Raw genomic sequence first — 26,924 nt, 5'->3', positions numbered from 1 at the left:
ATAGATCATGGGTCTGAGCATTATTAAACCAAACAGCAAAATCGACTTCATCGGACTGCGCAAGTATTGTGCAATATTCTCCCTTGTTCTCATTTTGCTCGGTCTTGGCTCTCTTGTAATGAACGGCGGTCCTAAGTACGGCATCGATTTCTCCGGTGGTGTGCTTGCACAGGTTCGTTTTGATCATGCAGTTGCGCCAGAGCAGATTAAAGACAGTCTTTCAAGCGCAAAGCTTCAGGGACTTTCAGTTCAGCGTTTTGGTGAAGACGATACAGAATATCTTCTTCGTATTTCATCTGTAGGTGACGTGGATCAGCGTCTCCCTGACATCCTGAAAGCTGAATTCAGCAAGAATCTTTCGGATAACCCGTTCACCATTGAACGTCTCGATATGGTTGGTCCAAAAATCGGTGCCGACCTTCGTACCGCAGCATTGGAAGCGCTGTACTTTGCAGTTCTTTTGATTGCTATCTACATTTCCGGTCGATTCGAACAGCGCTGGTTTACAGCAGGCATTATGGCAGCAGGTCTTGCAACTGGTATGTACCTTCTTGATTTAGTAGGTGCTCCTAAGCAAATGCAGGTACTTATTGCTATGCTGCTTACACTTGGTATTTGTTGGAAGTTGAAGCTTAACTATGCTCTCGGCGCAGTTATCGCTCTTATTCACGACGTGTTTATTACTGTTGGTATTCTTTCCATTCTCGGAAAAGAGTTTGATTTGACTATCGTGGCAGCATTGCTGACCATCGTTGGTTACTCTTTGAACGATACCATCATCGTATTTGACCGTATTCGTGAAAACATCTTCCAGCGCACAGCACCAACTTACGGCGAAGTAATTAACAAGGCTGTTAACCAGACCTTGAGCCGTACGTTGCTGACATCTTGTACTACATTGCTGGTACTTGTTTCTCTCTTCTTCTTTGGCGGCGGAATTATCCATGACTTCGCACTGACTTTGCTTGTTGGTGTATCTATTGGTACCTATTCCTCCATTTTCGTTGCAAGCCCAGTGCTTTACGCATTCAGCCCTGACGAAATTCCAGAGCCTGAAGTGGAATCTCATAACCACGCAGACGGTACAGTATAAGCTTAAGTGTGCTGACAATGCCGCATATTGCCGCGGCATGATGAAAGAGCAGCAGGTGAAGTGCATATGAATTTTCCTCAGGCTTTTTCCCTCAAGCTGGCAGATTGATTTCAATCAGTCAGATGAGGTTTACGCCAATAGCCAAAGGCGCCCCGAAAGGGGCGCCTTTTTTTGTTGTCTTTTTTAGATCACATCAGGCTGGAGCCCCCGAAATAACAGGGCGTAGCGTTATAAATCGTGGCTAAAAGAGTTATCAACTGTTGTTCTATTGATCTTTTTTCATTGTTGGTGGTATGTTAGGGACAATATCTAGTTTTTCGAATTCTATGGAGGCTTACAATGAAGAAATGGACAGTCTGTTTAGCGGTATTCGCTCTCGTATTGGGCTGTATTTCCCTTGGTGTTGCAGAGCAGACCGGTGGTGAAAAATTGTATCGATCCTGTGCTGGATGCCATGGACAGAATGGTGAAACCATGGCTCTTGGCGTTGGAAAACCTTTGAAAGGGCAAACTGCCAATCAGCTTTTAGAAAAGCTTAACGGCTATGCTGACGGCTCATATGGCGGCTCTAAAAAAAGCGTTATGGTTGGGATTGCTAAACGTATGAGTGAAGAAGACCGTGTAAAGGTTTCTGAATACATGAGTACATTCTAGTTTCATAAAAAACGATCGGGAGAGTTTTGTGTCAGTATTTCACCAGCGAAATGTGATACGGGTATTACGCTTTGCAGTGGCAATTGCCTTTTTGCTCCTTATTCTTGTCAGCTTCTCTAAGGCAGAAGAAGCTGCACAGAATCCAACACTAAATGCAAAAGAGCAAAGTACAGTTCAAAACTCTTCCGATCAGATTAAACCACCTCCCGCAACTAAGGATCCCTCAACCAAAGCGAAGGAAGGTGCTGCGCCTACTGATCACTCTGATTGTTCTTGCGGTACTGATGCCGAAGGCTCTCCTGCTATGGGGGAGAATAACGTAGAATCGAAAAATGCGCATGACTCTCAGAAGCACGAGCATGGTGCTTCAGGCGATCCAAAAATGATGCATAAAGAGCCATCGCAGGAAGGGGCAGGCGCCATGCAGCATAGTCCTGATGTGCATGGCGGGGATTCTATGTCGAAAGAGCCTGTAGATCATTCGCAACATATGAATCACGATGCAAATAGCGTGTTGCCACCTAATGACGGCTCCATTCCGGATATGTCAGGACACGTTCACCCCATAGCAGAACCGGATTCTGTTGAAGCGGGCGTGACTGAACACCTTGGGGAAACAATTACGTCCCCAATTTATTTCACAGACTCTGAAGGTAAGAGAGTTGATATCCGCTCACTTATGCAAACACCGGTGTTAATCGCCCCTGTGTACTTCTCCTGCCCTGGAGTGTGTCAGATTCTTATGAGTTCGGTCGCAGGAGTGCTGCCGAAAGTAAAGCTTACGCCGGATAAAGATTACAAAATCATTATGGTGAGTTTTGACGAGATGGATACGCCGGAAGTTGCCGCACAAAGAAAGAAAAATTTTATGCATGCAGTGCGAAGCGAAGATGCCTCTTTCCCCGCAGATGCATGGAAGTTTTTAACGGGTGATAAGCAAAGTATCGATACACTCATGGGGGAACTGGGATTCCGCTTTAAGCGCATAGGGAAAGACTTTGTACATCCTGTAACGCTTGTTGCTGTTTCGCCGGAGGGCGTAATCACACGGTATCTTTATGGCACCAATGTCCTTCCTTTTGATGTGACCATGGCACTTACGGAAGGCGATCCGGATGCCCCGTTGTTTTCAGTGCAACGTATAGCCCAGCTGTGCTTTTCTTATGATCCAAAGGGTAAAAAGTATGTGCTTGATACTATGAAGGTTGCCGGATTCGGCGTTCTTGCTTTCGTAGTAATTCTAGCGCTGGTGCTGTCTTTTGGCGGTAAAAAGAAGCGTAAGAAAAAATAACCGTTCTTTTACAATCTTTGTAGGTAATGATCGGATGTGCCCTGTGTATGCTTTGCTTACTATTCCAGAGCATGCTGTATAGCAGGGGTGCTGATACACGCGCAATAAAGGTGGATTTCAATATACAGAACCTCTAGCAACTGGAGAATTACGAGTGAGAGAACGAAACCAACAGGCGTACCGTATTCAGAGGAGTATTTGGAGAGCACGACATGTTGGAGAAGTTTACCAAAATTACTTGAATCTTCTGTATCGAAAAATAATGAAATCCGAGGAGTGTCTTAGATTTCAAACAAGAATGACACCGAAATAACAACCGTACATTTACAAGCAATTCGCCCCTTGGGTCTATAAAGACATCCTCCTAACGTAACAGATCCAAGGGCGCGGATTGTTACCCGTAAAAATTGTCCAAGTTGGTGGTGGATAAGGCGCGAGAGAACATCCTCCGCTGAATGGCCTCGCAAATAAAGATTTTAGGAAGGGGGTCTGGGGGAGAACCCTTTGCAAAGGGTTTCCTCCAGCCGCCGGAGGCAAGCGTCGCAGACTCGCCGAAGGCACGGCGTAAGTCTCTGTACATAGAAGACTCGTAACACGACAGCTAGACCGCATGACCTAACGACACCGCGACCGAGAATGGCGTATAGACAAAGGGAATAGACATGCCGAAGCACGATGCGTTTTATAAACCGCAAGAGGACGGAAAAGGCTGGATACGATCATGGCTGTTTACGCACGACCATAAACGGATCGGCGTGCTGTACCTGTATACAATTCTGGCTTTTTTTCTGGTCGGCATGACTCTCGGGGGAGTAATCCGGTTTGAACTTATCCGCCCGGGTATGAACTTGATGGATGCACAAACCTACAACGTGCTGTTTACCCTGCATGGCGTCATCATGATCTTCTTTGTCGTTATCCCAAGCATTCCCGCTACCTTCGGTAATATCTTTCTGCCTATCCAGCTTGGCGCAGACGACGTTTCTTTTCCGCGTATTAACCTGCTTTCATGGTGGATGTATATCTTCGGCGCAATCCTCATTGTCTGCTCACTCTTTACAGGCGGCGGCCCTCCGGATACCGGCTGGACATTCTATGTTCCCTTCAGCGAGGTGACATCAACGAACGTCAACCTTGCAGTCTTTGCAGTTTTTATTCTCGGGTTCTCATCAATATTTACGGGTCTGAATTTTGTGACAACGATCCATAGACTCAGGTGCGAGGGTATGACGTGGACACGTCTGCCTCTGTTTGTCTGGTCGTTGTATGCAACAGGGTGGATTCAGATCCTCGCGACGCCAGTTTTGGCGATAACAGTCCTCCTTGTGATGGTCGAACGTTTCATGGGCGTTGGAATGTTCGACCCATCCAAGGGCGGAGACCCGCTGTTGTACCAGCACCTGTTCTGGATTTATTCTCATCCCGCTGTGTACATAATGATTCTTCCTGCAATGGGCGTTATCTCTGATATTATTCCGGTGTTCGCCCGTAAAAATATCTTCGGATATAAAATGGTGGCGTTTTCAAGCCTCATGATTGCATTTGCCGGCTCCCTTGTGTGGGCACACCATATGTTTACAAGCGGCATGAGCGATTTTGCCGTGCTCGTGTTCTCATTTTTGACCTTTGTTGTTGCCATACCTTCAGCGATCAAGGTTTTTAACTGGGTAACGACACTATACAAAGGATCTATCTATACAGATCCACCATTCTGGTTTGCTCTTGCGTTTATCTTCCTATTCTCTGTGGGCGGGCTTACAGGGCTTATCCTCGGTTCCGCCGGAACAGATATCTACGTGCACGATACCTATTTTGTGGTGGGGCATTTCCACTATGTTATCTTCGGCGGGCTAGGCTTCGGCTTCTTTGCTGCTATGCATTACTGGCTGCCGAAGATTTCAGGCCGTATGTATAATTGTAAGATTGCAAAATGGTCGTGCGTAATTCTTTTTGTGGGATTCAACTGGCTGTACTTCCCAATGCTCCTGTTGGGACTTCAGGGTATGCCGCGCAGATACTATGACTATCTGCCGGAGTTTGAACCGCTTCAATACGCTTCGACTCTAGGCTCATGGGTCCTGCTGGCAGGATTGCTGATAATGTTCGTGAATATCCTTTATGGCACATGGAAAGGAAAACCGGTTGAAGATAACCCGTGGGGCGGGGAAACTCTTGAATGGAAGATTCAAGCACCGCTGCCGCATGAAAATTTTGAAGAAGAGCCGACTGTCACAGCAGGGCCGTACGAGTTCTCAGACAGGGGGCGCGGCAATGCATGCTAAAGACCCCGAAGCCGCAAAACTGGGCATGTGGTTGTTCCTTTTTACGGAAATTCTGCTTTTTGGCGGCCTGTTCCTTTTGTATGCATCGTATTTGTATCGTTTTCCGGATGAATTTCATGTCGGAGGCAAACAACTCAGCCTGATTTACGGAACGGTAAACACCGCGATCTTGCTGATAAGCTCATGGGCGGTGGCTATGTCCATAAGCGCATTGCATAGAAATCGAGATTCTCTGAGCCGAAAAATGCTTTTACTGACCATAGGGCTAGGTCTGGTGTTTCTAGTGAACAAGGCATTTGAATGGCACGGAAAGATTGCAGCAGGGATTTATCCAGATTCACCTGTGCTCAATACAAAGCCGGACGGAGAAGTACTTTTTTTTGGACTATACTACCTGATGACAGGCTTACACGGTATTCATGTGCTGATAGGCTGTTGCCTGCTGCTGTTTGCTTACTGGTGGTTGCGGATAGGAAAAATACATCGGACGGATTACGCATTGTTGGAAAATGTGGGGCTGTATTGGCATCTTGTAGACTTGATATGGGTTTTTCTTTTCCCGCTTTTTTATCTTATCGCGTAGGAATGGTGCAGCATGACAGATAAACCGAATCTTCACAGCGGGTCATTCACACTGAACACTTGTGTGTTGGCTGTACTGCTTGTGCTTACTGTTCTTACAGTGCTTCTTTCGCAAATTGATTTCGGCGTATTTGATGTACTGGTAACCATCGTTGTGGCTTCCATAAAAGCATTTCTGATCGTGTATTACTTTATGCATTTAAAATACGAAAAAACATATTTTGCCGGTATCGTGTTGCTATGCTTTCTTATCTTGGGGCTGGCAATAGGTATGACTTTCTTTGATATAGGATGGCGCTACTAGCGAGGTCAGTATGAATCAGCCGATCAATCCAGTTCAACAAGTAGATTTTGCCTTCTACGTAATCTTTGGAATTTCCATTGTGCTTTTGTTCGGCATTACGTTGATAGCGTTGTTTATGGTGTATCGATATCACCACGAACGTCATCCGAAGCCGGAAAAGCTGAAAGACAATGTCTGGTTGGAAGTTGTGTGGATTCTCCTGCCGTCCTTGCTGGTAATGGCAATGTTCTATTATGGCTGGATAGGGTTCAAGGCGCTGCGCTCTGTTCCCGAAGGAGCAATGCAGGTGGATGTGGTAGGGCGTATGTTTGACTGGAGCTTTGAATATCCGGACGGCAAGCGCAGTAATGTGCTGTATGTGCCCGTAGACACCCCTGTACGGCTTAATATTACTTCAGACGACGTCATACATAGTTTGTACATTCCGGCCTTCAGAATCAAAATGGACGCGGTTCCCGGCATGGATACCTATGCATGGTTCCAGCCTACAGAATTAGGCAGCTTTGACATCCTTTGTTCGGAGTATTGCGGAATCCAGCATGCAAATATGCTTTCCACTGTTGAAGTGGTTAGCAGGGCAGACTTTGATGAATGGTTGAACAGCAGTACCAAAGCCCAGCAGAATGCGGTTGCCTTGTTTGAAAATTATGGCTGTACCTCTTGTCACTCTTTAGACGGCAGCCGTGGCTCAGGGCCTTCTTTGTTAAATTTGTATGGTACAAAACATGTTGTGGTAACACCGGATGGTACAGAAAAGACCATCGTTGTGGATAAGCAATACCTGCGTGAAGCCATTTACGATCCTAATAAGTTGATAACGAAAGGGTACCCCGCAGTTATGCCTTCATACAAAGGGCAGATCTCTGAAGAAGAACTTGCAGTTATGATCGGCTGGATGACGGGTGAGATTGAGGAAAAACCCGACGGCAAGGCAGTGATGGAAAACAATGGTTGTTTGTCATGTCATTCTACGGATGGTTCAATAATCGTCGCGCCGTCATTTAAAGGGCTTTGGGGAAGAGATGTTGTTTTGACGCAGGGTGAAACCAAGGTCAGCAAAAAGTTTGATGCAAAAGTTTTTGAAAACATATTACGTCATCCTGAAATAGTGAAGGAAGGCGACTGGAACGTCATGATGCCGGTGTATGACTCTTTTACTCCTGAAGAGATCGAAGCCATGGCAGAATATCTTAAGACATTGGCGGTGGATGAAGAGGAGCAGAACCGTGAAAACCAATAAAACAGGGGAGGAAGCATGAATGTTTATCGCTTAGAAGCTAAAGCTGATGTACGCAGATTTATCGCGCATCTTTCCGTGCTTGCACGTGTCCCTGTTTCAATAGCCGTGGCTGTTGTGTCTATGCTCGGCTATCTACTGTACTCACCTGAATTTTCTTTGGCATTGTGGGCAACCGGCTTCGGTAGCTTCTTCTTATGCGCAGGGTGTTCAGCGTTGAATCAAGTACAGGAAAAACGAACGGACGGATATTTTTCGCGCACAATGACACGCCCGCTTCCGCAGGGATATATACGTTCCCGAACGGCAATACTGGTAGCAGTATTATGGATTCTTTTGGCAGTAAGCCTGTATGCGGTAACGGCATCTACAGCAACGCTTTTTCTCGCGGCTGTAGTGCTGATTGTCTACAACGGTCTATATACTGCGATGAAGCGTCGCACACCCTTTGCGCTTTTAGTGGGCAGCATTGCCGGTGCTATGCCTCCGCTTGTAGGCTGGGTTGCGGCGGGCGGCAGCGTGTTTGCACCGCTTATCCTCACGAATTGCATGATTTGGTACCTTGTTCAGATTCCTCACGTATGGATGCGTATCTACATTCATAAAGAGGAATATCTTTCACGTTTCAGCCCCATTCCGGTGAGCTATTTTGTGTTGACCCACCAAAAGATGCTGATGCGGATTTGGTACTTTGCCTATGTGTGCAGCGTAATGCTTTTTGCTCTGGTATGCACATGGGGGCTGGGAGTTCCATCATTAGTGGGAACAATTCTGGGTTGTGTTTTCTTACTTGGAAGCATGGTTCCATTGACCCGATTAACGTCTTTTTATCTTTTTGACATAGCCTCTGTTTGTATTTTGCTTGGAGCTGTTCTGGTTCAACTTTAGCCGTCGAAGGATTGCGTTATGTTTCAGGAAGCAAAATTGCATCTGTATATTCATCCTGCCATTCAAGTGCTCGGCATTGTTTTTGGCTATATTACGTTGTTTTGGGGCGCTAAACGATTTTTGGCGGTTCACCGCAAAAAGAAATTCCTGTTTCCGTGGAAATCGCATGTGCTCTATGGAAAAATTTCAATCTACCTATGGCTGTTCGGGCTTGGCGTAGGTGTCTACTTTACTCATGCAGAGTGGAATTACTTCAGTGTGACAGGAGAACATTATACTATTGGCATCGCGATATTGCCGCTTCTTCTGATAACATTTCTCACCGGTTACTGGATGGATCTTTTTAAAAAGAAACGGCAGTACCTGTGCCTTGTGCACGGCGGGCTGGGGGCAATGCTCTGTATTCTGGTGTTTGTGCAGGTGGTTACCGGCGTGCAGGTTTTTTCACTCTTTGTGTGGTGACAAGATTTATTGCTTGTCAGCAGAACACGTTTTTCCAAAACAAAAAAAGCAACATCAGAAGATGTTGCTTTTTTTATGTAACACAGTCGAAATAAAACGCGTGTACTAATTAGTCCGCCCTGTAGTGGCAGCCTATGCTTTTTGTATTCCGTTTTGCAGCCATGGTCACGATATACGCGGTGAGGCAGCCGTGGAATAAATCGATAAGGCGTTTAGAAAGCGGGGTGCTCTTGTAGAAGTTATGTAAGTGTTTTGAAAGGTCACGCATATCTTCATGAGCACGGGCAAGGCGCTGAGAGGTGCGTGTAATACCTACATAGTTCCACATAGTGTTGCGGATGCGGCTCCAGTCCTGAGCGATAAGAGCAGGGTCGTCGTTATGGTCTTCACCCAGCGGGTTCCAATCCGGTACGACGTCGCGCAGTTCTTGAGCAACACGGTTGTCAGCACGATCTTTAATGTGCTGTGCAGCATTATCAGCCCATACAAGAGCTTCCAGCAGTGAAGTAGAAGCAAGACGGTTAGCACCGTGAACGCCGGTACAGCTGCATTCACCAACAGCGTAGAGGCGGTCAATAGTGGTTCTGCCGTGTTTGTTGACCAGAATACCGCCACAACTGTAGTGCGCAGCCGGAACAACCGGAACAGGCTCTTTGCGGATATCGATACCAAGCTCAAGACAGCGTTTGAAAATGGTAGGGAAGCGGTTTGCAAGGTCATGCTTCATTTCTGAAGTGTCAAGGTAGACGCATTCATCGTCGTTTTTGAGCATTTCATCTACGATAGAGCGCGCAACAATGTCACGTGGTGCAAGGTCAGCGCGTTTGTCGTATTTCGGCATAAAGTATTCACCCTTGGAGTTCATAAGCTTCGCACCTTCACCGCGCATTGCTTCCGTAATAAGGAATTTTTGCCCGGAATGATGGTGGAACGCAGTCGGGTGGAACTGGACGAATTCCATGTTGTGCACAGTGGCACCGGCACGGAAGCCCATTGCTACACCTGAGCCGATAGAACCCAGAGGGTTGGTAGTATGCAGGTAAATTTGACCGATGCCGCCGGTAGCAACAACAGTGTAATCTGCAAACATGGTTTCAACGCGCTCTTCGTCTTCATTGTAGACGTAAGCACCAAGGCATTCATTCTCCAGTTCGTACTGGTACTGAGGATTGTCTGCGTGGTGATGGCTTGTGAGCAAGTCGATAGCGGTTCTGTTTTTCATGACAGTTACATTCGGACTCGCATTAATTTCGCGAATCAAACCGTCCATGATGGCGCGACCGGTGTAGTCTGCACAGTGCAGAATACGCGGCGCGTCATGACCGCCTTCTCTGGTCAAGTCCCATTCGCACTCGGAAGGTGCCTTTTGTCTGGCAAAAGGAATACCGAGGCGTTTAACCAGAATGTCTTCCACAGCATGCGGACCCATGGCTGCAATGTTGTGTACTGCTTTTAAAGAGTTATAGTTGTGTCCGGCAGTTAAAATGTCTTTTTCCAGCCGCTGGCAGTCGTTATCATTTGCTTTAAAAACGATTCCGCCTTGGGCAAGAGGAGAGTTGCCGTGATCCAGAGAAGAACTGCTTGTAATCAGTGTACAATGTACACCTTCGTCAGCAAGGCGCAGGGCAGCGGTACATCCGGCAATTCCGGAGCCGATGACGAGCACTGTTGTGTAATGACGGGTATCACTCATTACAACATCCTGTTTAGCTTAAGAAAAAATAACTAAGCGCAGGCGATCAGCATACGTTCTAATGCGATTTTTGCGTCCTCTACAAGACCCGCTGGAATCGTAACAGGCTTAGCTGTACCGTTCTCAATGTCTTCGAGTACCTTATGCAGCTTAGGCTCGGTAACTCGTGCCATATGGGAACAGGTAGATTCCAGTAATGGGAAGATGTTCTTTGACCCTTCGTACTGGTCGGCAAGGCGCTCAACGAGGTTAAGCTCGGTACCGATGGCGATGTTAGAACCTTCCGGCGCAGCTTCAACGTACTTAATAATAAAGGATGTTGAACCGGCAGCGTCTGCTTTCTCGATAACGTTCGGTGCAGCTTCCGGATGGATAACAATCTTCACATCTGGGTATTGGGTGCGAGCTGAGTCGATCTGGCGTTCGTTGAAACGAGCGTGAATGGCACAGCAGCCAGGCCACATAATGAGTTCAGAATTGTTTACAGCTTCCATATCAATCTGGGAGCCTTCACCTCTGATGTTCAGGATGTGCCACTTCTCTTCCGGAATGCCGATGATTTTTGCAGTGTTGCGTGCAAGGTTTTTGTCCGGCAAAAAGAGAATGCTGTCGCCGCGTTCCATAGCCCAGCGCACCATTTTTTCTGCGTTAGCAGAAGTACATACAGAACCGCCATGCTTTCCGCATACAGCTTTTACAGCAACGGAAGAGTTTACGTATGTAAGCGGAACTATATTGCGACCGGATTCTTTGATGCGGGTAAGCACTTTGTCAGCAAGCACGTATGGCGCCATTTGTGACATAACACAGTTTGCATCGTCTTCCGGCAGGTACACATTCTGCCCTTCATTGGCGAGCAGTGCAGCTGATTCGCCCATGAAATACACACCGCAAAAAACAATGTGTTTGGCATCAATGGTAGTTACTTTACGTGCGAGTTCGAGAGAGTCGCCAGTTAAATCAACGTGGCGAATAACAGCATCGTTCTGGTAGTGATGACCCATAATAACAAGGTCATCGCCATGCTTTTCACGAAGCTCGGTAATTCTTTTTTCATACTGGTTCATGATCTAATTCTCCAGATTCAGATTGCTGAAAACAGCAGACATGGCAGCGCACCATGCGGGATATGTCCCGTATTACCCAAAGTCCGCATAAAAAAAGGCGGCCTTTGGAGTGACTTATGAATAGTGTGATATCTATTCATAATAATAATTCTTTTGTATCCTGCCTTGTTCTGTTCTACTGCAATCTGTATAGTGAGGACTTATTCGCCCACAAGCATGCTGAAATCTGCCATAGGAGCAGAGTGCGTCAATCTTCCGACAGAGATGTAATCCGGTCCTAAGTCAGAAGCAAGAGCAATACTGCGAATTGTTTCGAGTGTCACTCCACCGCTTACTTCAGTTTCAATTGATTCAGGAATATGTTTAAGCGCTTCTTGAATCGCAGGGATATCCATATTGTCCAGCATAATTCTGTCTGCATGGCAGGCAACGGCCTCGTTTACCTCGTCCATGTTACGGCATTCTACTTCAACTGGTGGACACGGGAAATATGTAGCGCGCAGTTTCTTTACAGCGGCAGTCATATTGCCCGCAAGGTCAATATGGTTGTCCTTCAGCATGAGGATTTCAGTCAAGTCTTTACGGTGGTTCTGCCCGCCACCCATAAGTACAGCATATTTTTCCGGATAACGCAGGCAAGGCAGGGTCTTACGCGTATCCAGCAAGGCAGTGCCGCTTCCTTCAAGCTGGTCAACATACAGCTTGGTCAGGTTCGCAATGCCGGAAAGATGTGTTATAAAGTTAAGTATAATACGTTCAGCTTTTAGCAAATGACTTGCATCTGCTTTAATAGTTGCTACTACGGTTCGGTCTGGAACAAACTCACCCTCGTCTACGCGGGCATCCCAGAACCATTCCGTATCAGCACAAGCGTCCATGATAAGCGGAATAAGCGGAAGACCGACAACTAATGTGTCTTCTTTGCTAATAATCTGCGCAGATAACGTATGACCCGGAGGGAAGATTCCTTCCGAGGTCAAGTCCGGACCGTCTTCGTCCAGCGCAAGTTCAATAGCGCTATCCAGATAGGTGCGGGCGTTACCTTGAAAAAATGAATCAAATTTTTCTGTATGCATGGATTGTGTTATTGACCCTCTTAATGGTAGAGGCACAAAGCCAAGAGAGTGGGGGTCGTTCCATCCCTCTTAGGCGGTGTTTAGGTGGCTGCGACAGTTTCGTCAAGCGGTCTTGACAAATGATAAATTTCACACGCTCGTGGGTCTCAGGTGGTAGAGCATGACTGGTACAAAAAAGCAGCATAACGAACAAGATGAAGTAGAATCAACTTCTGAAGAAAACAAGGTAGTTAGAGTAGAAGATAACTGCCGTGAAGAAGTTAATACTATGTACTCTGGCGAGTTTGCCCACCCGGCAGACGCCGCTGACCATATAGAAAATCTTTCCATCGAAAAGCAGGTTTGCATGATGGAGCATCTTTCCAGTGAAGATGCTGCGGAAACACTTGCAGAAATGGAAGAGCGCGCTCAGACAGATATTATTGAGAACCTTGATGTTGATGTCGCTGTTCGAATTCTTTCTGAAATGTCTCCCGATGATGCGACGGACGTTCTTGATGAGCTGGATGAAGAGCACAGGGATGTTCTGCTTGAGCGATTAGAAGATGACGATGCGGAAGAGATCCGTAGTCTTCTCGCTTTTGATCCGGATACCGCAGGCGGTATCATGAACACCGAGATCATCATTCTTAATCAGAGCCTGACAGCTGATCAGGCTATTATGCACATCCGCCGCGAGATGGAAGACAAAGAGATTCCATACTACGCCTACATGGTTGACGACGCTGAACGTCTTGTGGGTGTGCTTTCCTTACGTAACCTGCTGCTGTGCCGTCCCGGTACAGTTTTGGAAGAAATACTTTCTGATCAAAGTCTTATTTCTGTGGTCTTTGATGAAGATAAAGAGAACGTAGCGCATCTTTTGTCCCGCTACAACTTTATGGCAATGCCTGTTGTGGATTATGAAGGTCGACTGCTCGGCGTCGTAACATATGATGACGTCATCGATATTATTCACGAGGAAGCCACAGAAGATATGCTCGGTATGGTTGGTGCGGGTCAGGACGAAACTGTCGACACCCCGTGGCTTGAATCTGTAAAGGTTCGCCTGCCGTGGTTGTTTATTAATATGATGAACTCAAGCATTTCAGCGTATGTTGTCTTTCTTTTTGAAGGCTCCATTGCTCAAATGGCAATTCTTGCTGTTCTCATGCCGATTGTAGCTAACCAGGCAGGAAACACCGGACAACAGGCGCTTGCGGTTATGATTCGTCAGTTAGCCGTGGAGCGGTTTGACAGAGGTAAAAGCTGGAAAGCTGTGCTGCGCGAAGCAAAAGTCGGTGCTATGACCGGTTTGATTGTCAGTCTGCTGGTTATGCTCGGGGTTTTCCTTTTCACGCAAAACCTGGTTCTGGCGCAAGTTATGGCCTATGCGCTGGCGTTGGACATGCTGCTCGGTGCGCTGGCAGGTGCTTCGATACCGCTTATTCTTAAAGAGCTTGGACGTGACCCCGCGCAAGCCTCAAGTATCTTCTTAACAACGCTGACCGACGGGTTTGGATTCCTTATCTTCCTCGGTTTGGCAACGATGTTCTTATTGTAATTACAGTCTATAAAAATCCCCTGATAGAGTTTCTGTCAGGGGATTTTTTTTGTTCTTGTCAGTCCCGAAGAATCGAGAAAATTGTATTAAAAAAGCCCGCTCTTCGGCTGTAAAAACAAAAGAGCGGGCTTTATGTTTTGTTAATGGTTAAGAAGCAGTCATTTCGCCCACAAGGTTGTGGAGCTCATTAGACATGGTTGCAATTTCTGAAATGGACTGCGCAGAAACGTTAATTCCCTCAGCAGATTTTTCAACAGTTGCAGCAACTTCTTCAACGGAGCGTGCGATCTGTTCAGAAACTGCTGACTGCTCTTCGGAAGCAGTAGCGATTTCACCAACCTGAGTAGAGTTCTGATCAATCAGTCCCATGATGGTGCGTAAGGATTCTTCAGATTCTGTTGCAAGGGCATTGGCTTTTTCAACTGTTTTTGCAGAGTTGCTGACAGTTTCAAAGTTACGTTGCGCCGCAGACTGAATAGTGCTTACGCTTCTGGTCACCTGTTCAGTGGCCTGCATGGTTTTTTCTGCAAGGTTGCGGACTTCGTCGGCTACGACTGCAAAACCTCGTCCGGCATCGCCTGCGCGGGCAGCTTCAATTGCTGCGTTCAGAGCCAGTAAGTTTGTCTGATCAGCAATATCGGAGATAACACTCATAATGGAGCCGATCGCTTCAACCTGTTCACCAAGCTCTGTTGTGTTTTGCTGCAACTCTTTTGTGGTTGCGCTGACTTCAGTAATGGACTGAACAGCATTGAAAACAACAGCAGAGCAATTTTCAGATTCCTGCTTTGCTTCCTGAGCGTTGGTGTGTGCTTTGGCTGCGTTCATGGCAACTTCAGAAACAGACACATTCATCTGCTCCATCGCAGTGGAACTTTCAGCGGTGCGCTGGTTTTGAATTTCAACGCCGTTTTTCACTTCAGTAAAGTGCTCAGCAAGGCTGTTACTGTTTGCTTTGAGGCGATCAGAGATAGTCTCAATTTCTTTAGCAGCCGTTTGAATACGGCGTTGGGCACTGCGAACTTCAGTCTGGTCGAGAATAACCTGCATGAGGCCGACTACTTCGCCATCCTGTTCAATTGGAACAGCAATGTAATCCACGTCGAATACTTTATTATCCACAGTGGTAAGCATGCTAGATGCCTGTTGCAGCGTGTTAGTTTTAAGAGCTTTGGTGCATGCGCAGGAGGAAGTTCTGAAGTCATCTGTAGTCAGGATAGCAGAAGAGCTTTTGCCCATAGTTCCTTGTAGGGTGGTTCCTGTCCGTTCAAGTACGCGTTTGTTTGCGTAGAGAATCGTGAAAGAGTTATCCATAATGATTACAGGAATCGGTAAGGAATCCGTAAAGTGCGTGAACATGTCAGCCATGCTGTTCGCGTTATCAAGCACGCGCTGGAAATCACCGGACAATTCGCAGTTCGTACTGCGAGTAGTGATGTCACCGGATGCAATGGAAGCTACCAGTCTGTCGAGTTCTTGTTCCATGCTGGAAACAGCGTCCCCCATTTTGGTAAGGGCGGTGGCAATGTCTCCGATTTCGTTATCCTCGGTAATGGTAAGCTGAGCAGAAAGGTTACCACGACTAAGAGCATTCGCAAAATTTTGAATACGGTAGAGCGGGGTTGTGATAGAGCGGGAAGTGAAGAATGACAGAAGCAGAGTGACGAGCAGTGTAATGCCGGAGATGGTGAGCACCATGTTAAAGGATGCATCGTTCTGTTTAAGCATCTCTGTTCCAAGACCGCTTTGATCAGCCATGACGGAGAGTTTTACTTTTTCTGCATCGGCCGCGGCTTCTTCGCCTCGTAAAAAGATATTGTTGTTCAGTTTACGAAGTTCAGCTGTTTCCAGATAAAGTTCTTGAACGACTGCTGTGTATTTGTTGAGCAGTGCTACACAGCCGCGATATGCGCTTTTTTCATTGGAAGTCATGGCAAAGTTCTCAGCAATTACCAGTTCTTCTTTGGTGCGCAGCATAAGGTTGTCGATATCTTTTTTATTGAGTGCTTCCTGAGTATTGTTCAACGCACTTAAAATCTTAAGCCGTGCTTGTGTAAAAACAATCGCGCAGTTCGACAGTGCTTGAACAAATTGCGGGTTTGTTCTTCCAGAAAAAGTGATGGTGTCGTTAAGAGCACGATCCAGTTGAATCGTAATATCCTGTCCTTCAGTGATTGTTTGGCGAATTTCTGCGTTTTTTGTCTGATACGCAGCAAAGCTTGTAATAAGTGCTTGTGCGTCGCGAGAAATTTCGTCTACCAGAGCCGCCCGATCTGGATCTTGAATTTCATGCTGCGCTTCTTCAAGAAATTGCAACAATTTTTCTTCACGATTTTTGTATCGAGTCAGCGCTTCCTGAGAATTTTTACGGATGTACTCATTCGCAGTAATGTTCATAAGCAGAACGTTTGCTTGAATCCTTCCTGCAAGGTTTGTATCTCTGGCGAGTTCTCTGTAGGAGGAGAACCCTTCTTTATTGCTTTGCAGGTTGATAATGGATTCGGCTGATAAAAAAGCCATTGCGACAAGTACAAGTGAGAACCCACCCCAAATTTTTACTGTAACACGTAAGTTTTTTAAAAACTGCATGTTCTCTCTCTCAGTAGTTACAAAGTTAGCGATGTATTGAGAGCGTGATAATTATAGTAGATATGCAGAACACCGTTCCGAGTCAGTGTACGGCAATGAAAAAATTACATGCACAAAAGCTGCCCCGCCCTCTATGTTTTTAATAAATAAAAACACTAAAGCACCCAATTTCGCAAAAAATCGGGGTGCATGTCTTAGTGGGGTTTCGGCAAATATTTCGTTTTACTTAGGGGAAAAGTTAATGAATATTCACTGCTTATTAAAATCTTTGTTTTTCAAGAAGTTAGCTTTGCTTGTAGGTGGGGTATCTTACAAAAATGGCAAAAAAGTATTCCTAGAAGTTTGACATTATTATAGATTCAAACTTTTTTAGGGCGGGAAATACAGAAGGGGGAAACGTTACACAAGTTCAATATCAAAGTTGTGAAGAAGAGATACAGCTTCAGGGAGTGAGAACTTGGCTTGTTTGATGTGTTTTTGGATACATCAATGCGGTATCCGTATGCTGTAGAAAAATCAGCCAGTGTGAGGTTGGAGCCGTCAAAGAGTGCACCGTTTAAGTCACAGTCATCAAAAACAGCATGAGCGAGGTTGGAATCAACAAAAGAAGCCCCGTTGAATGAGCAGCCTGCGAAAGAAAAATATTGCAGATTGATGTCTGAGAAGACAGCATTATCTAGAATGCAATCGTTGAAGTCAGCCTTGAAAAGTCCACGGACACTGCTCCAGTTGGTGCCCATAAGCTTGCACCCTTTAAAACGGACATCAAAGACGTGAGTCCCCTCAAGCTTGGTGAGGGACACATTGCAATGTGTAAAGGTGCAGTTGTCAAAAGAACTGTGGCTCAGGTCTGCGTATTGAAAAGTACAGCGTTCGAATATGCAGTTAAAAAAAGAAACGTCACGGATAGATTCATCAGAAAAATCCATGCCGGTAAATTCTTCATCTTCGTACTCTTCACGGTCAAAAAAGTCTGCCATGGTGATCCACCTTTATTATACAACATATAAAGGAATACAATAAGATGACACTCTGCCGGTGTCTATTCTTTTGCGGGTGCATCGTGCGTAAGTGACAATAAATGTGATGCAGAGAAGCAATAAAAAAACGCCTCAACATATGTTGAGGCGTTTTTTGTTAACCGAATAAATAGCACTTAGTGAGCGTGTTCCGGAAGTGTGGCGTGCACACGTTTGGCTAAGTAGATAAACGGTGTGTCCAGCACAGAAACGATGGCTTTAAACAGTACTGTGGTAGCCAGAATCTCAATAAGAACTGCTGTTGGAAATACGCCATAGAAGGCGATAAGGCAGAATATTGATGAATCGATAAGCTGGGAAACAAGAGTCGATGCGTTGTTTCTAAGCCACAGCATTTTGCCGTCAGTTTTCTTTTTCCAGAAATGGAATGCCCATACGTCATGCATTTGAGATGCGAGGTATGCCATCATAGAAGCAACCGCAACACGTGGAAGGAATCCAAAAATGGCTTCCAGATGCGGCTGGGCAAAGTCGTCCACTGCAGGCGTAAAGTGCAGAGCAATCTGCATGTAGCCTGTCATAAGAACAAGTGTCACAAAGCCGAGCAGAACACCTTTTTGTGCTTCGCGTTTTCCGTAGAATTCGCTCAGCATGTCCGTGGCTAAAAAGACACCGGCGTAGAGAATGTTACCAAGTGTGGTTGTAAGCCCGAAGAGTTCTACAGTTTTAAGAACCTGAAGGTTACAAATGAGGAGGTTGAAGACAATAACGGCAAACAGGCCGATCCTGCCAAAGAACCTGTAGAGCATCAGCGCAATACAGAGGTCTGTAATTGCAAAGCTAATCCATAATACTTCGTTCACGACGAATACTCCTTGAAGCGATTAAAACCGGGAAAACAGCCCGATTTGTCGGCCTCGTAAATAGGCTCTATTCGTTATGAGGTCAAGCTGTGTAGCCTCCGGAAACCAGAAGTCCGTTTTCAGGATACAACATATGAACCTGATTTTTTCCTTCATCTTTAGCACGATAGAGCGCTGCGTCTGCTCGGCGGATGATTTCCACCGGCGGTTCCTCACGGGTCAGATCTATACATGCTACGCCAATGCTGGCTGTCGCGTTAAGTATACCCTTATCCGTGGCAAAATTGTGTTCTTCTATTTTATTGCGAATGCGTTCTGCGAGCATGACAGCATGACTGGCAGATGTGCATGGTAATAACACGGCAAATTCTTCACCGCCGAATCTGGCTATGTAGTCAGAAGTCCTTAACGACGTTTCAAGAATTCTGCTTAAATCTTTCAATACTGCATCACCGGCAAGATGCCCGTGGGTGTCGTTAATCTGTTTGAAGTTGTCGATATCTGCAATCAACAGGCACAAAGAGTGACCATAGCGTCTATGTCTTGTGTCTTCTTCAATCAGCCGTGCATCAAAATGTCTGCGGTTGTACAGTTGGGTCAGGCCGTCGATGTCTGCATTGTGCTGTGCAGCTGTGTACAGCATAGCATTGTTCAGTCCCAGCGTAAGGTGCGAGATTGCGGAGCGAAGAACCTGAATCTGGTCTTTACCCAGCTGCGGCTGTCTGTGGCACTGAACAAGTACAACACCGAACGTTGCACCGCCATGCTCAAGATCAATCGCCAGCAACGTATCAGGTGAAGGCAAAACATCTGTCGTGACGTTGCCCATGTACTCCATATCGGTACTGACAACACCGTCTCCTAACAAACGTTGAGCATGGGCTTTAAGCATCTCTGTCCATGCGCGGGCAACATCATTTTTTTCACTGCCCGCAACATAAATAGTGGCATGAACGTTTTTAGAAACCTGCGGAGACCAACATATAGCATTAATGGCTGAAACAGGCAGAAGCGTTTGAAGCTCGGTCTGCGCAGCATGTAAAATTTCAGCAGGATTAAGGTGCTGTGTGACTTTTTCAAGGAAAGAGACAAGAAAGCTGAGCATGTCGTTTTTGCGCTCAAGCATCTCTCGTTCCAGACAAATTTCACGCGTCATGTGCATAATGTCCTGATACAGGTTCTGCGTTTCAACCGCAGAAAGCAGCACCTCACGGGCGCGTTGTTCTGTAATAGGAGGTTTTATGATCTCGGTGAAGCCGCACTCAAGCAGAGATTCCAGCTCTGCAAGGTCGTATTCTCCCCCCATGATCAAAATGCGTGATGATACATCAATATGCGCAGTGGCATGTGATGGAAGAGTCTGAAAGAAATCCCACCCCTGTTTTGAAATCCAAAGGAGACACGGCTCGTCTGCTTCCAGCTGGTCTACCGAAGGAGTGACACCGGCAGGAAAGCAACTAAGTGCAAAGCGATCACCTGCCGCGCGGCGGATGACCTCTGCATCGTCGTCATTGATGCCCAGTCCCCACATGAGCTTCTTAGTTTGGCCGTTCACGGTATCCTCCAAAAAAGTGCGGCAAGAATTGCCGATCAAAATGATAAAAGTGGCGTATGTAGTAGTTCAGCAAATACCGTGCCGAAAAGTTCATAATCTTGGTGCTCTAGGGGATGTGAGAAAAAGTAAGAGAAGGGGAAAGTGAATGGTCAAAATTATGACTCGCGAAACTGTGCGCAAATACAATGTTGCGCAGTCAACAACACAAGCCCAAAAAGTCCCCGCCATTAGCGGGGAAGAATTGATCTGTACTATAGTAAAAAAAGAGACAAGGTCAAACTGGAATATAAAACAATAAGCAAAGGGGGTTATGAAGAGAGGAGGGGGTTGGGAAAAATTATTTTGAAAAAAGTTTTGTAATGATGCCTGAAACCAGTATGGCGATGGCTTTGTTGTTCAACATGGCAAGGTGGCTTACAGGGGTTGTTTTGATAAGAGTCCAACCTTTGGGCGGTGTTGCAACGCTTTCTTGTGGAAGAACCATGTTGTCTACCGGAGAGTACAAAGCAAAGCACGGCACAGGTGGTATTTTTTTCTCGTGCTCCCGTGCCTCAATTTGTTGGATCAATGTTCCGTTGTAGGCAAGCTGCTGTCCGAGAGCAGTTGCGGAAAAAGTTGCCAATTTACTGCCGAGCATAGGAGTACCAAGAGTTATCAGGCCGGAAACTTCTGTAGCTCTTTCAGAGCTGGCAAGCCAATTGCGCAGCAGCAGACCGCCAAGGCTGTGTCCGATGAGTACAGGTTTGGAGTCAGGGTACTTATCCAGCACCATCGTCAGATACGTATCGAGTTCGCGGCTGATGGTATTAAAATCGTTTCTGCTGGAATAAAAGAAGGTGGCGCAGTTTGTGATGCCTGTTTTCTTGAACCAGTGACGGAACAAGACCCACGCAGTGCTGTTATGAAAGAGCCCGTGAACCAGAATGACAGGAGCATCTGCACATGCGGGAGCCTTTGGCGTTTTCTTTCGCCAATATTGCAGAATCGTACCGCTGAGGTAAATGGTGAAACAGAAGAGTTGTGAGCAGAGCGCGGAAAAAATACCCCGACGTACTGCCTTTTGTGCGTCCCTGCGTGAAGGAAACAATGTTTCAATACGCGGTTCATGCTCGTACCAGTATAACAGGTACGTAGTAATGGCGATAAAGAGACATGACAAAAAGAAGAGAAGTGCAAAAAGTAATAAGATGCTCATATCATACTACAATATTGAGTTTCTCCTGTAACGGTCAAGCATTTTGTTATTCTTGGAACAGTTTATTGAAAGACAGCTTGATAGAATTTCAAAGAAAAAAGCCAGAACCTGAGTTCTGGCTTTTTTTTGTTAGATTGTGGTATGGGATTGGCTAGAAAAGAAAATTTTTGATGCCTGTGAACATGATCTGAGCAGAAAGAGCAGACAGGATAAGTCCACTGATTTTACTCATGATTGAAAGCCCGATTGTTCCGATAAGGCGCTGAATCTGCGGTGCAATAAAAAGCAGAAAGCCTACGGAAAGAATAGCAGCAAGAAGCCCGAAGCTGCTGGCAATGCGGGTGGATGTATCAGTAATCTGCGCACCGGTAATAAGAAGCGTACCGATAGTGGCAGGGCCGATAACAACAGGAATAGCCAAAGGCACTACGCTGATGTCGCTGTCTTCATCGATGTCGTCCGGATTTTTAATCGGCTTTTTGGTTCCCTGAATAAGGTGTACGGCAGAGAGAAAAAGCAGTGCTCCAGAACCGATTCTGAATGCATCCAATGTAATGCCGAAGATGGCAAACAGCGTATTGCCGAAGTAGAACAGCGTAAACGCTGCAACGATAACAGCGAATGTTGTGCGAACAGCTGTTATGCGTTGTTTTTCCTTAGGCATATCAACGGTGAGTGCCAAGAACATACTGATCACGAAAAACGGGGTCAGAATGAAGAAAAAGTTGATGTAGGTTTCGGTAAAGGTCGTAAGCATTGTAGGTGTTGGCATGGTGTACCTGCTATAAAAGACAATAACGTTGCTGGGTGATAGTCTAAAAAATGCTAATAACGTAAAAAGTGTGAGGACGCTTGTATGCCTGTTTGCGCAACTAATCAAGCGTTTTTTAACCTAGAAAAATGATAGCGTTTACAGTTGATTACGCTTGAAACAAAGGGTGGAACATGAAGAAAGTCAGCGCGGCAAAAACACCGGTATATTTCTTTGGAACCTGTCTTGCGGATATGATGTATGCAGATTCTGCGATGGCGGCTATTCGGCTGATAGAACGCGAGGGATACGAGGTAGTGTATCCCATGGAGCAAAGTTGCTGTGGACAGCCTGCATATAACTCCGGTTTTCCAGATGAAGCCAAGGCGGTTGCATGGAAGCAGGTGCAGATTTTTGCAAAACATGATTACCCGATTGTCGTACCGTCCGGTTCCTGCGCAGGAATGATGAAAGTGCACTACCCGAAACTCTTCAAAGATTCGCCCGATCTTTTCACAGTTAAACGTTTCAGTGAAAGAGTGGTGGAGTTGACCACATTTTTACACCAGCATGCGCATGCCGTGTATGAAGATAAGGGAGCGCCCATAAAAGCAACATGGCACTCCTCCTGCCATGCTATGCGTGAAGCAAACTGTATAGCCGATTCCAAGGCACTTCTGTCTCAGTTAAGCAATGTCGAATTGATTGAACTAGAACGAGAACGCGAATGTTGCGGGTTTGGCGGTACGTTCTCCATTAAACAGCCTGAGATCTCCGGAGCAATGGTTTCCGATAAAGTGGCAGACGTTGTCTCCACAGGAGCATCCGTTGTTCTGAGTGGTGACTGTGGATGCCTTATGAATATTACAGGGCACATGGAGAAAGAAAATATTACCGATGTAAAAGGGCAGCACATCGCGGAATTTATCTGGGAGCGCATCAATGGCTAGCAACGAGAAGTTTAATTTTGCACAAAGCGTGGCAGAGGCACTGGCGGACAGTCAGCTACGGGCGAACTTCCGTTTCGCAACAGATACCCTTATCCAGCGGCGTGGTACTGTGTTCGCATCACCGGAAGAAACCAATTTTCTGCGAGATGTTGGCAGCTCAATGAAGAAAGACGTACTGGCAAACCTACCGGATCTTTTGGAACGATTTGAAGCGAAGTGCATTAAAAATGGTATTGTCGTGCATTGGGCAGAAACCGCTAAAGACGCCAATGAGATCATCCTTTCTATCCTGAATGAAAAGTCAGCAAAGAAAGTGGTTAAGGGTAAGTCCATGGCGTCAGAAGAAATTCATCTGAATGCGTATTTGGAAGAGCATGACAAAGAAGTTGTAGAGACTGATTTCGGCGAATTTATTATTCAACTGTGTAATGAACCGCCTTCGCACATTATTGTTCCGGCCGTACATAAAAATAGAAAGCAGATTGCTGAGGTGCTGGCAGAACATGTTGAGGGCATGGAATACACAGAAGATGTTGATATCATGCTTGAAAACGTTCGTAATACCCTTCGTGAACACTTTAAAACAGCAGATGCCGGTATTTCCGGCGTAAACTTCGGCATAGTGGAGACGGGCTCTCTCTGCCTTGTGGAGAACGAAGGGAACGGACGTATGTGCACCACTGTGCCGCCGTTGCATATAGCGCTTATGGGCATTGAAAAGTTGATTGAGAATGTGGAAGACATTCCTGCTATCTATCGGTTGCTATGCGGCTCCGCCACAGGGCAGCGCATCACCACGTACTTTAATATGATCTCCGGCCCAAGGAAAAAAGACGAACGTGATGGTCCGAAAGAAGTGCATTTGGTTCTTCTGGATAACGGACGTTCAAGAATTATGAATGACCCGCAGCTTGGTGATGTTTTGAAATGTATCCGGTGCGGTACGTGTTTGAATCACTGTCCAGTCTTCACGAGAATCGGCGGTCATGCTTATGGTTCTACGTATCCCGGGCCAATCGGTGAAATTCTTGTTCCGCAGCTTGAAGGGTTGAACCCGAAGGGAGCAATTGCAACTGCGTCTTCTCTTTGTGATGCCTGTTCAGAGGCCTGTCCTGTTCGCATTCCTATTCCGGAAATTATTCGCCGTATGCGTGACGAAAGTTATGGACACGGTGATCCAAACAGTGTGGCAGGATATGGATACAAAAAGAATTGTGTAGAAAGCATGGTGTGGCGCGGCTGGAAATGGTCACAGACTTCACCGTTTATGAATAAGGTAATGTTGAAGGGCCTGGCTCTGTTTGGCAAATGGATTCCAGTTGTCGGTCCATTGAAATCATGGATGAGTGTACGCAGCAAACCGACCTTCGGAAAGAACAGCCTTAAAGATTTGGTAAAGAAAGAGGGAGTGCGCCATGAGTAGCAGTGCAGAAAGCAGAGAACGTATTTTGAGCCGCCTGTACAATGCGCAGCAATACGGGCGCGATGCATATGTCCCGCAGAAAAAGGTTTGGACGATCCGTAATCGCCCTAAAGAGAAAAATATTACCGAGTTTATGGAACGCATGGGTGCTGTTCGTACCGAAGTGTATCGTACAAAAGGCACCGAATGGGTAGCAGAGCTGCAAAAGCTTGTTGAGGAACGAGGACAGAAAACTCTGTTGCATGCCCCTTCGACACCGACAGGTAAGGTGCTGGCAGAAAAATGGAAAAAGAAAAGTCCGTGTAAACTTGTGACATGGAAAGATTCCATTGAAGAGTTCAAGGACGATCTTTTTGCCTGTGACGGAGCAGTAACGGGATGTATCGGAGGCATAGCAGAGTCCGCAGCAGTTATTCTCTGGCCGACAGAAGAAGAGCCTCGTCTCATGTCTATTGTTCCTCCTTTGCATGTTGTTGTGGTGGAAGCAGATAAAATTTACACATCATTTCAGGATGCTATTAAGAAGTTGAAGTGGAACACCTCTATGCCGACAAATGCGCTCCTTATTTCGGGGCCATCCAAGACAGCAGATATTGAACTCATTCTCCAGTTCGGTGTGCATGGTCCAACAGATCTGGTCGTATTTATCACAGAATAAAAAACATTTATCTCTGGTTGTAAAAGCCAAATCCGCACAGGCAGTTAGCGTGTAACGGGTTTGGCTTTTTTCGTAGCAGTGGTCTGCTGTTGTCTTGATGAATCCTTAGGAAGTCCCGTGAACTCTGGGGTTGCGCCGGGAAAAGGTAGGTCAGTTAAGTTTCACTTGCAGACTTTACAAGAAGTAGACTGCAAGGGTATTCTAAGAGCACGGTTTGGTGTGAGAAGGAAAAAATAAAAGCCTTGAACATCAACCGTGTTCTTTTTTTCTTGTCAAAATTGTGACAGATTGCAGTTAAATGCACAATAAAATTGTGATGTTAGAACTTTTGAAGATATCGAATGGAGTGAGGCTACATGTTCTACAAGCATTTTAAAGGAAAGTTCTATCAGACTGTCACAGAAGCGCTTGATACGACAACAGAGGAAGTAGTTGTTATTTATCGAACGCTCTACGCAAGTGATTTTGCATGGTTCACGCGGCCGGCGGCGGAATTTTATGGGGAAAAAGAGTTGGCAGACGGAACACGTGTGAAGCGGTTTACACCGGTAGAGAAAGATCAGTTGCCGAACGAAGTGCAGGAATATTTGGCAATGCATCCTGTACAGAGCTTTCAATAACCAGACAAAACCAGCGTTTCACCTATAAAAATCAGGATGTTGAACTGTAAATAAGCGTTTTTTTCTTTTTTACATGCTTGAAAAAAACAGTTCAGTCCTGTAGCAAGTCCTTGACTGTATAGAAATCAGCACTCTGTTGCTGCAGGAGGAAGATAGGATAATGAGCGAAACCGAAAACGATACCCAGAAAAAGAGCACTCACTCGTTTGCGGCCGGCAGTTTGGGGGCCGTGCTCAACGAAAAAGAAAAAAAGTCTCTTCTTACATACATTGCACTCGGTATCATTATTGTTGAATGTGTAGTGACAGTTGTTGCTATTCTTCACGGTGTTACTAACCTGCATCCGACAGCTGATGGAAACATGGAATACCTTTTCCCATGGAAAGCGTACCTTGTAGCTGTCTTGCTCGCTCCAATTGCAGTTATGTTCATCATTCAGGTTATCGGTATGGGCTTTAACCGTTTCATAAACGGTGACCCAGTGATGTCTGAAGTTGATAATGAGCATATTCCTGAAAAAATGCGGAACTGGATCCATCTTATCAATGGTATGCCTACAACTATCCTGCTTGCAGGATTCCTGTTTGTAGGGATGATTTTGTATAATATGGATATTATTATCGATTTTGTTCTTAAGCTTGGTCAAGCTGCGGCGGAACTCGCCATCTGGATCAGTGTAGGTCTGGTAGCAGCATGGATCGTGAGCTATGTCTGTAAAATGTACTTTATGTACCGTACCCGCCGAGTAGCTGAAGAATATGCCTTCAGACGCGAAGTATTGGAACGTACAGGCATCGCGATTATTGACCAGAAGACAGCAATTACAGCAGATGGTCGTATGCTTATTGCCGACTCAAGTGGTGACGGTAAAAGGCCAATCGACATCAATCCGGAAAACGCCATTGAAGGCGGTACCGTGGTTGAACCAAAGTCTCTTCCGCCTTCTCAGGCAGATAAATTGTTGTAAAACATCGCAGACAAAAAAAGCCCCCGTAGCATTACGGGGGCTTTTTTTGTGCTTTTTTATCGCCATCGGTATTTCTTACGAGCCTGTATTGTTGCTACAAGTGATCCCAGAAGAGCGCTGGAACCCTGAAAGAGGTCATTTACAGTGAATAAACCATCGCTGGGAGCAAGGTTCGCAAAGGAGAGTATACCCAGTGCAACA

At 46.0% G+C, this 26,924-nt stretch carries 24 protein-coding genes; 15 read left to right on the top strand and 9 right to left on the bottom strand.

Annotated elements, in window-relative coordinates:
* The first annotated feature begins 7 nt into the window (after nucleotides 1-7).
* From secF to QZY95_RS01460, 9 genes are all read left to right on the top strand, one after another.
* On the top strand, nucleotides 8-1,093 hold the full coding sequence (secF, locus tag QZY95_RS01500) for a protein translocase subunit SecF (RefSeq protein ID WP_290918412.1): 1,086 nt from the start codon (nucleotides 8-10) through the stop codon (nucleotides 1,091-1,093).
* A gap of 339 nt (nucleotides 1,094-1,432) precedes the next feature.
* Entirely contained in the window at nucleotides 1,433-1,747 is a 315-nt protein-coding gene (locus tag QZY95_RS01495; RefSeq protein ID WP_290918409.1) for a c-type cytochrome, read from the top strand.
* Nucleotides 1,748-1,775: 28 nt separating this feature from the next.
* Nucleotides 1,776-3,038 carry an SCO family protein gene (locus QZY95_RS01490; RefSeq protein WP_290918406.1) on the top strand — a complete coding sequence of 421 codons (1,263 nt, stop codon included), beginning with the start codon at nucleotides 1,776-1,778 and terminating at the stop codon, nucleotides 3,036-3,038.
* Nucleotides 3,039-3,700: 662 nt separating this feature from the next.
* Nucleotides 3,701-5,320, top strand: coding sequence for a cytochrome c oxidase subunit I (gene ctaD, locus QZY95_RS01485; protein WP_290918403.1), 1,620 nt, complete (start codon nucleotides 3,701-3,703; stop codon nucleotides 5,318-5,320).
* Nucleotides 5,310-5,903 carry a cytochrome c oxidase subunit 3 family protein gene (locus tag QZY95_RS01480; RefSeq protein ID WP_290918400.1) on the top strand — a complete coding sequence of 198 codons (594 nt, stop codon included), beginning with the start codon at nucleotides 5,310-5,312 and terminating at the stop codon, nucleotides 5,901-5,903. Before ctaD ends, QZY95_RS01480 begins: the two co-directional genes overlap by 11 nt.
* 12 nt (nucleotides 5,904-5,915) lie before the next feature.
* A complete protein-coding gene (locus QZY95_RS01475) occupies nucleotides 5,916-6,206 on the top strand; it encodes a cytochrome C oxidase subunit IV family protein (RefSeq protein ID WP_290918398.1) in 291 nt (96 codons plus the stop codon).
* A 10-nt stretch (nucleotides 6,207-6,216) separates the two neighbouring features.
* Complete coding sequence (gene coxB / locus QZY95_RS01470; protein WP_290918395.1) at nucleotides 6,217-7,446, top strand: cytochrome c oxidase subunit II; 1,230 nt, start codon at nucleotides 6,217-6,219, stop codon at nucleotides 7,444-7,446.
* Between the two features lie 15 nt (nucleotides 7,447-7,461).
* Nucleotides 7,462-8,331 carry a UbiA family prenyltransferase gene (locus tag QZY95_RS01465; RefSeq protein ID WP_290918392.1) on the top strand — a complete coding sequence of 290 codons (870 nt, stop codon included), beginning with the start codon at nucleotides 7,462-7,464 and terminating at the stop codon, nucleotides 8,329-8,331.
* Nucleotides 8,332-8,349: 18 nt separating this feature from the next.
* Nucleotides 8,350-8,793, top strand: coding sequence for a DUF4079 domain-containing protein (locus QZY95_RS01460; RefSeq protein WP_290918389.1), 444 nt, complete (start codon nucleotides 8,350-8,352; stop codon nucleotides 8,791-8,793).
* 109 nt (nucleotides 8,794-8,902) lie between these two features.
* On the opposite strand, the gene nadB is transcribed toward QZY95_RS01460, so the two are convergent.
* From nadB to nadC, 3 genes are all read right to left on the bottom strand, one after another.
* On the bottom strand, nucleotides 8,903-10,486 hold the full coding sequence (gene nadB, locus QZY95_RS01455; RefSeq protein ID WP_290918387.1) for an L-aspartate oxidase: 1,584 nt from the start codon (nucleotides 10,484-10,486) through the stop codon (nucleotides 8,903-8,905).
* Between the two features lie 32 nt (nucleotides 10,487-10,518).
* The gene (gene nadA, locus QZY95_RS01450) at nucleotides 10,519-11,553 is read right to left on the bottom strand and encodes a quinolinate synthase NadA (RefSeq protein WP_290918385.1); all 1,035 of its coding nucleotides are present in this window, start codon (nucleotides 11,551-11,553) and stop codon (nucleotides 10,519-10,521) included.
* 200 nt (nucleotides 11,554-11,753) lie between these two features.
* The gene (nadC, locus tag QZY95_RS01445) at nucleotides 11,754-12,629 is read right to left on the bottom strand and encodes a carboxylating nicotinate-nucleotide diphosphorylase (RefSeq protein ID WP_290918382.1); all 876 of its coding nucleotides are present in this window, start codon (nucleotides 12,627-12,629) and stop codon (nucleotides 11,754-11,756) included.
* Between the two features lie 160 nt (nucleotides 12,630-12,789).
* Here nadC and mgtE point away from each other — a divergent pair, with 160 nt between their 5' ends.
* A complete protein-coding gene (gene mgtE / locus QZY95_RS01440) occupies nucleotides 12,790-14,172 on the top strand; it encodes a magnesium transporter (protein WP_290918379.1) in 1,383 nt (460 codons plus the stop codon).
* A 147-nt stretch (nucleotides 14,173-14,319) separates the two neighbouring features.
* Here the strand turns inward: mgtE and QZY95_RS01435 are convergent, their stop codons facing one another.
* The 6 genes from QZY95_RS01435 to QZY95_RS01410 form a co-directional block, all read right to left on the bottom strand.
* Entirely contained in the window at nucleotides 14,320-16,761 is a 2,442-nt protein-coding gene (locus QZY95_RS01435; protein WP_290918374.1) for a methyl-accepting chemotaxis protein, read from the bottom strand.
* 359 nt (nucleotides 16,762-17,120) lie between these two features.
* Nucleotides 17,121-17,741 (bottom strand): pentapeptide repeat-containing protein, encoded by a 621-nt coding sequence (locus QZY95_RS01430; protein WP_290918372.1) that lies wholly within the window; start codon nucleotides 17,739-17,741, stop codon nucleotides 17,121-17,123.
* A 176-nt stretch (nucleotides 17,742-17,917) separates the two neighbouring features.
* Complete coding sequence (locus QZY95_RS01425; RefSeq protein WP_290918368.1) at nucleotides 17,918-18,604, bottom strand: queuosine precursor transporter; 687 nt, start codon at nucleotides 18,602-18,604, stop codon at nucleotides 17,918-17,920.
* A gap of 82 nt (nucleotides 18,605-18,686) precedes the next feature.
* A complete protein-coding gene (locus QZY95_RS01420; RefSeq protein WP_290918365.1) occupies nucleotides 18,687-20,159 on the bottom strand; it encodes a GGDEF domain-containing protein in 1,473 nt (490 codons plus the stop codon).
* Between the two features lie 337 nt (nucleotides 20,160-20,496).
* On the bottom strand, nucleotides 20,497-21,354 hold the full coding sequence (locus tag QZY95_RS01415) for an alpha/beta fold hydrolase (protein ID WP_290918362.1): 858 nt from the start codon (nucleotides 21,352-21,354) through the stop codon (nucleotides 20,497-20,499).
* Nucleotides 21,355-21,505: 151 nt separating this feature from the next.
* On the bottom strand, nucleotides 21,506-22,126 hold the full coding sequence (locus QZY95_RS01410; RefSeq protein ID WP_290918359.1) for a MarC family protein: 621 nt from the start codon (nucleotides 22,124-22,126) through the stop codon (nucleotides 21,506-21,508).
* Nucleotides 22,127-22,299: 173 nt separating this feature from the next.
* Between QZY95_RS01410 and QZY95_RS01405 the strand changes: the two genes are divergently transcribed.
* The 5 genes from QZY95_RS01405 (at nucleotide 22,300) to QZY95_RS01385 (ending at nucleotide 26,723) form a co-directional block, all read left to right on the top strand.
* Nucleotides 22,300-23,055, top strand: a complete 756-nt coding sequence (locus QZY95_RS01405) for a (Fe-S)-binding protein (protein WP_290918356.1) — start codon at nucleotides 22,300-22,302, stop codon at nucleotides 23,053-23,055.
* Nucleotides 23,048-24,478 (top strand): LutB/LldF family L-lactate oxidation iron-sulfur protein, encoded by a 1,431-nt coding sequence (locus QZY95_RS01400; protein ID WP_290918352.1) that lies wholly within the window; start codon nucleotides 23,048-23,050, stop codon nucleotides 24,476-24,478. Before QZY95_RS01405 ends, QZY95_RS01400 begins: the two co-directional genes overlap by 8 nt.
* Entirely contained in the window at nucleotides 24,471-25,136 is a 666-nt protein-coding gene (locus QZY95_RS01395) for a lactate utilization protein (protein WP_290918349.1), read from the top strand. The genes QZY95_RS01400 and QZY95_RS01395 overlap by 8 nt, the downstream gene beginning before the upstream one ends.
* A 356-nt stretch (nucleotides 25,137-25,492) precedes the next feature.
* Nucleotides 25,493-25,756 (top strand): DUF1653 domain-containing protein, encoded by a 264-nt coding sequence (locus QZY95_RS01390; RefSeq protein WP_290918346.1) that lies wholly within the window; start codon nucleotides 25,493-25,495, stop codon nucleotides 25,754-25,756.
* A 160-nt stretch (nucleotides 25,757-25,916) separates the two neighbouring features.
* A complete protein-coding gene (locus tag QZY95_RS01385) occupies nucleotides 25,917-26,723 on the top strand; it encodes a hypothetical protein (protein ID WP_290918344.1) in 807 nt (268 codons plus the stop codon).
* Nucleotides 26,724-26,924 lie beyond the last annotated feature (201 nt).

The organism is Halodesulfovibrio sp., assembly GCF_015482765.1.
In the GTDB taxonomy this organism is placed as follows: Bacteria; Desulfobacterota; Desulfovibrionia; order Desulfovibrionales; family Desulfovibrionaceae; genus Halodesulfovibrio.
Note: the sequence above shows the minus strand (reverse complement) of the source record. Positions and strands in the feature narration are given on the sequence as shown.

Coding starts and splice junctions, on each gene's coding strand:
- secF (WP_290918412.1), top strand. CDS start 8: ATGGGTCTGAGCATTATTAAACCAAACAGCAAAATCGACTTCATCGGA.
- QZY95_RS01495 (WP_290918409.1), top strand. CDS start 1,433: ATGAAGAAATGGACAGTCTGTTTAGCGGTATTCGCTCTCGTATTGGGC.
- ctaD (WP_290918403.1), top strand. CDS start 3,701: ATGCCGAAGCACGATGCGTTTTATAAACCGCAAGAGGACGGAAAAGGC.
- QZY95_RS01480 (WP_290918400.1), top strand. CDS start 5,310: ATGCATGCTAAAGACCCCGAAGCCGCAAAACTGGGCATGTGGTTGTTC.
- QZY95_RS01475 (WP_290918398.1), top strand. CDS start 5,916: ATGACAGATAAACCGAATCTTCACAGCGGGTCATTCACACTGAACACT.
- coxB (WP_290918395.1), top strand. CDS start 6,217: ATGAATCAGCCGATCAATCCAGTTCAACAAGTAGATTTTGCCTTCTAC.
- QZY95_RS01465 (WP_290918392.1), top strand. CDS start 7,462: ATGAATGTTTATCGCTTAGAAGCTAAAGCTGATGTACGCAGATTTATC.
- QZY95_RS01460 (WP_290918389.1), top strand. CDS start 8,350: ATGTTTCAGGAAGCAAAATTGCATCTGTATATTCATCCTGCCATTCAA.
- nadB (WP_290918387.1), bottom strand. CDS start 10,486: ATGAGTGATACCCGTCATTACACAACAGTGCTCGTCATCGGCTCCGGA.
- nadA (WP_290918385.1), bottom strand. CDS start 11,553: ATGAACCAGTATGAAAAAAGAATTACCGAGCTTCGTGAAAAGCATGGC.
- nadC (WP_290918382.1), bottom strand. CDS start 12,629: ATGCATACAGAAAAATTTGATTCATTTTTTCAAGGTAACGCCCGCACC.
- mgtE (WP_290918379.1), top strand. CDS start 12,790: ATGACTGGTACAAAAAAGCAGCATAACGAACAAGATGAAGTAGAATCA.
- QZY95_RS01435 (WP_290918374.1), bottom strand. CDS start 16,761: ATGCAGTTTTTAAAAAACTTACGTGTTACAGTAAAAATTTGGGGTGGG.
- QZY95_RS01430 (WP_290918372.1), bottom strand. CDS start 17,741: ATGGCAGACTTTTTTGACCGTGAAGAGTACGAAGATGAAGAATTTACC.
- QZY95_RS01415 (WP_290918362.1), bottom strand. CDS start 21,354: ATGAGCATCTTATTACTTTTTGCACTTCTCTTCTTTTTGTCATGTCTC.
- QZY95_RS01410 (WP_290918359.1), bottom strand. CDS start 22,126: ATGCCAACACCTACAATGCTTACGACCTTTACCGAAACCTACATCAAC.
- QZY95_RS01405 (WP_290918356.1), top strand. CDS start 22,300: ATGAAGAAAGTCAGCGCGGCAAAAACACCGGTATATTTCTTTGGAACC.
- QZY95_RS01400 (WP_290918352.1), top strand. CDS start 23,048: ATGGCTAGCAACGAGAAGTTTAATTTTGCACAAAGCGTGGCAGAGGCA.
- QZY95_RS01395 (WP_290918349.1), top strand. CDS start 24,471: ATGAGTAGCAGTGCAGAAAGCAGAGAACGTATTTTGAGCCGCCTGTAC.
- QZY95_RS01390 (WP_290918346.1), top strand. CDS start 25,493: ATGTTCTACAAGCATTTTAAAGGAAAGTTCTATCAGACTGTCACAGAA.
- QZY95_RS01385 (WP_290918344.1), top strand. CDS start 25,917: ATGAGCGAAACCGAAAACGATACCCAGAAAAAGAGCACTCACTCGTTT.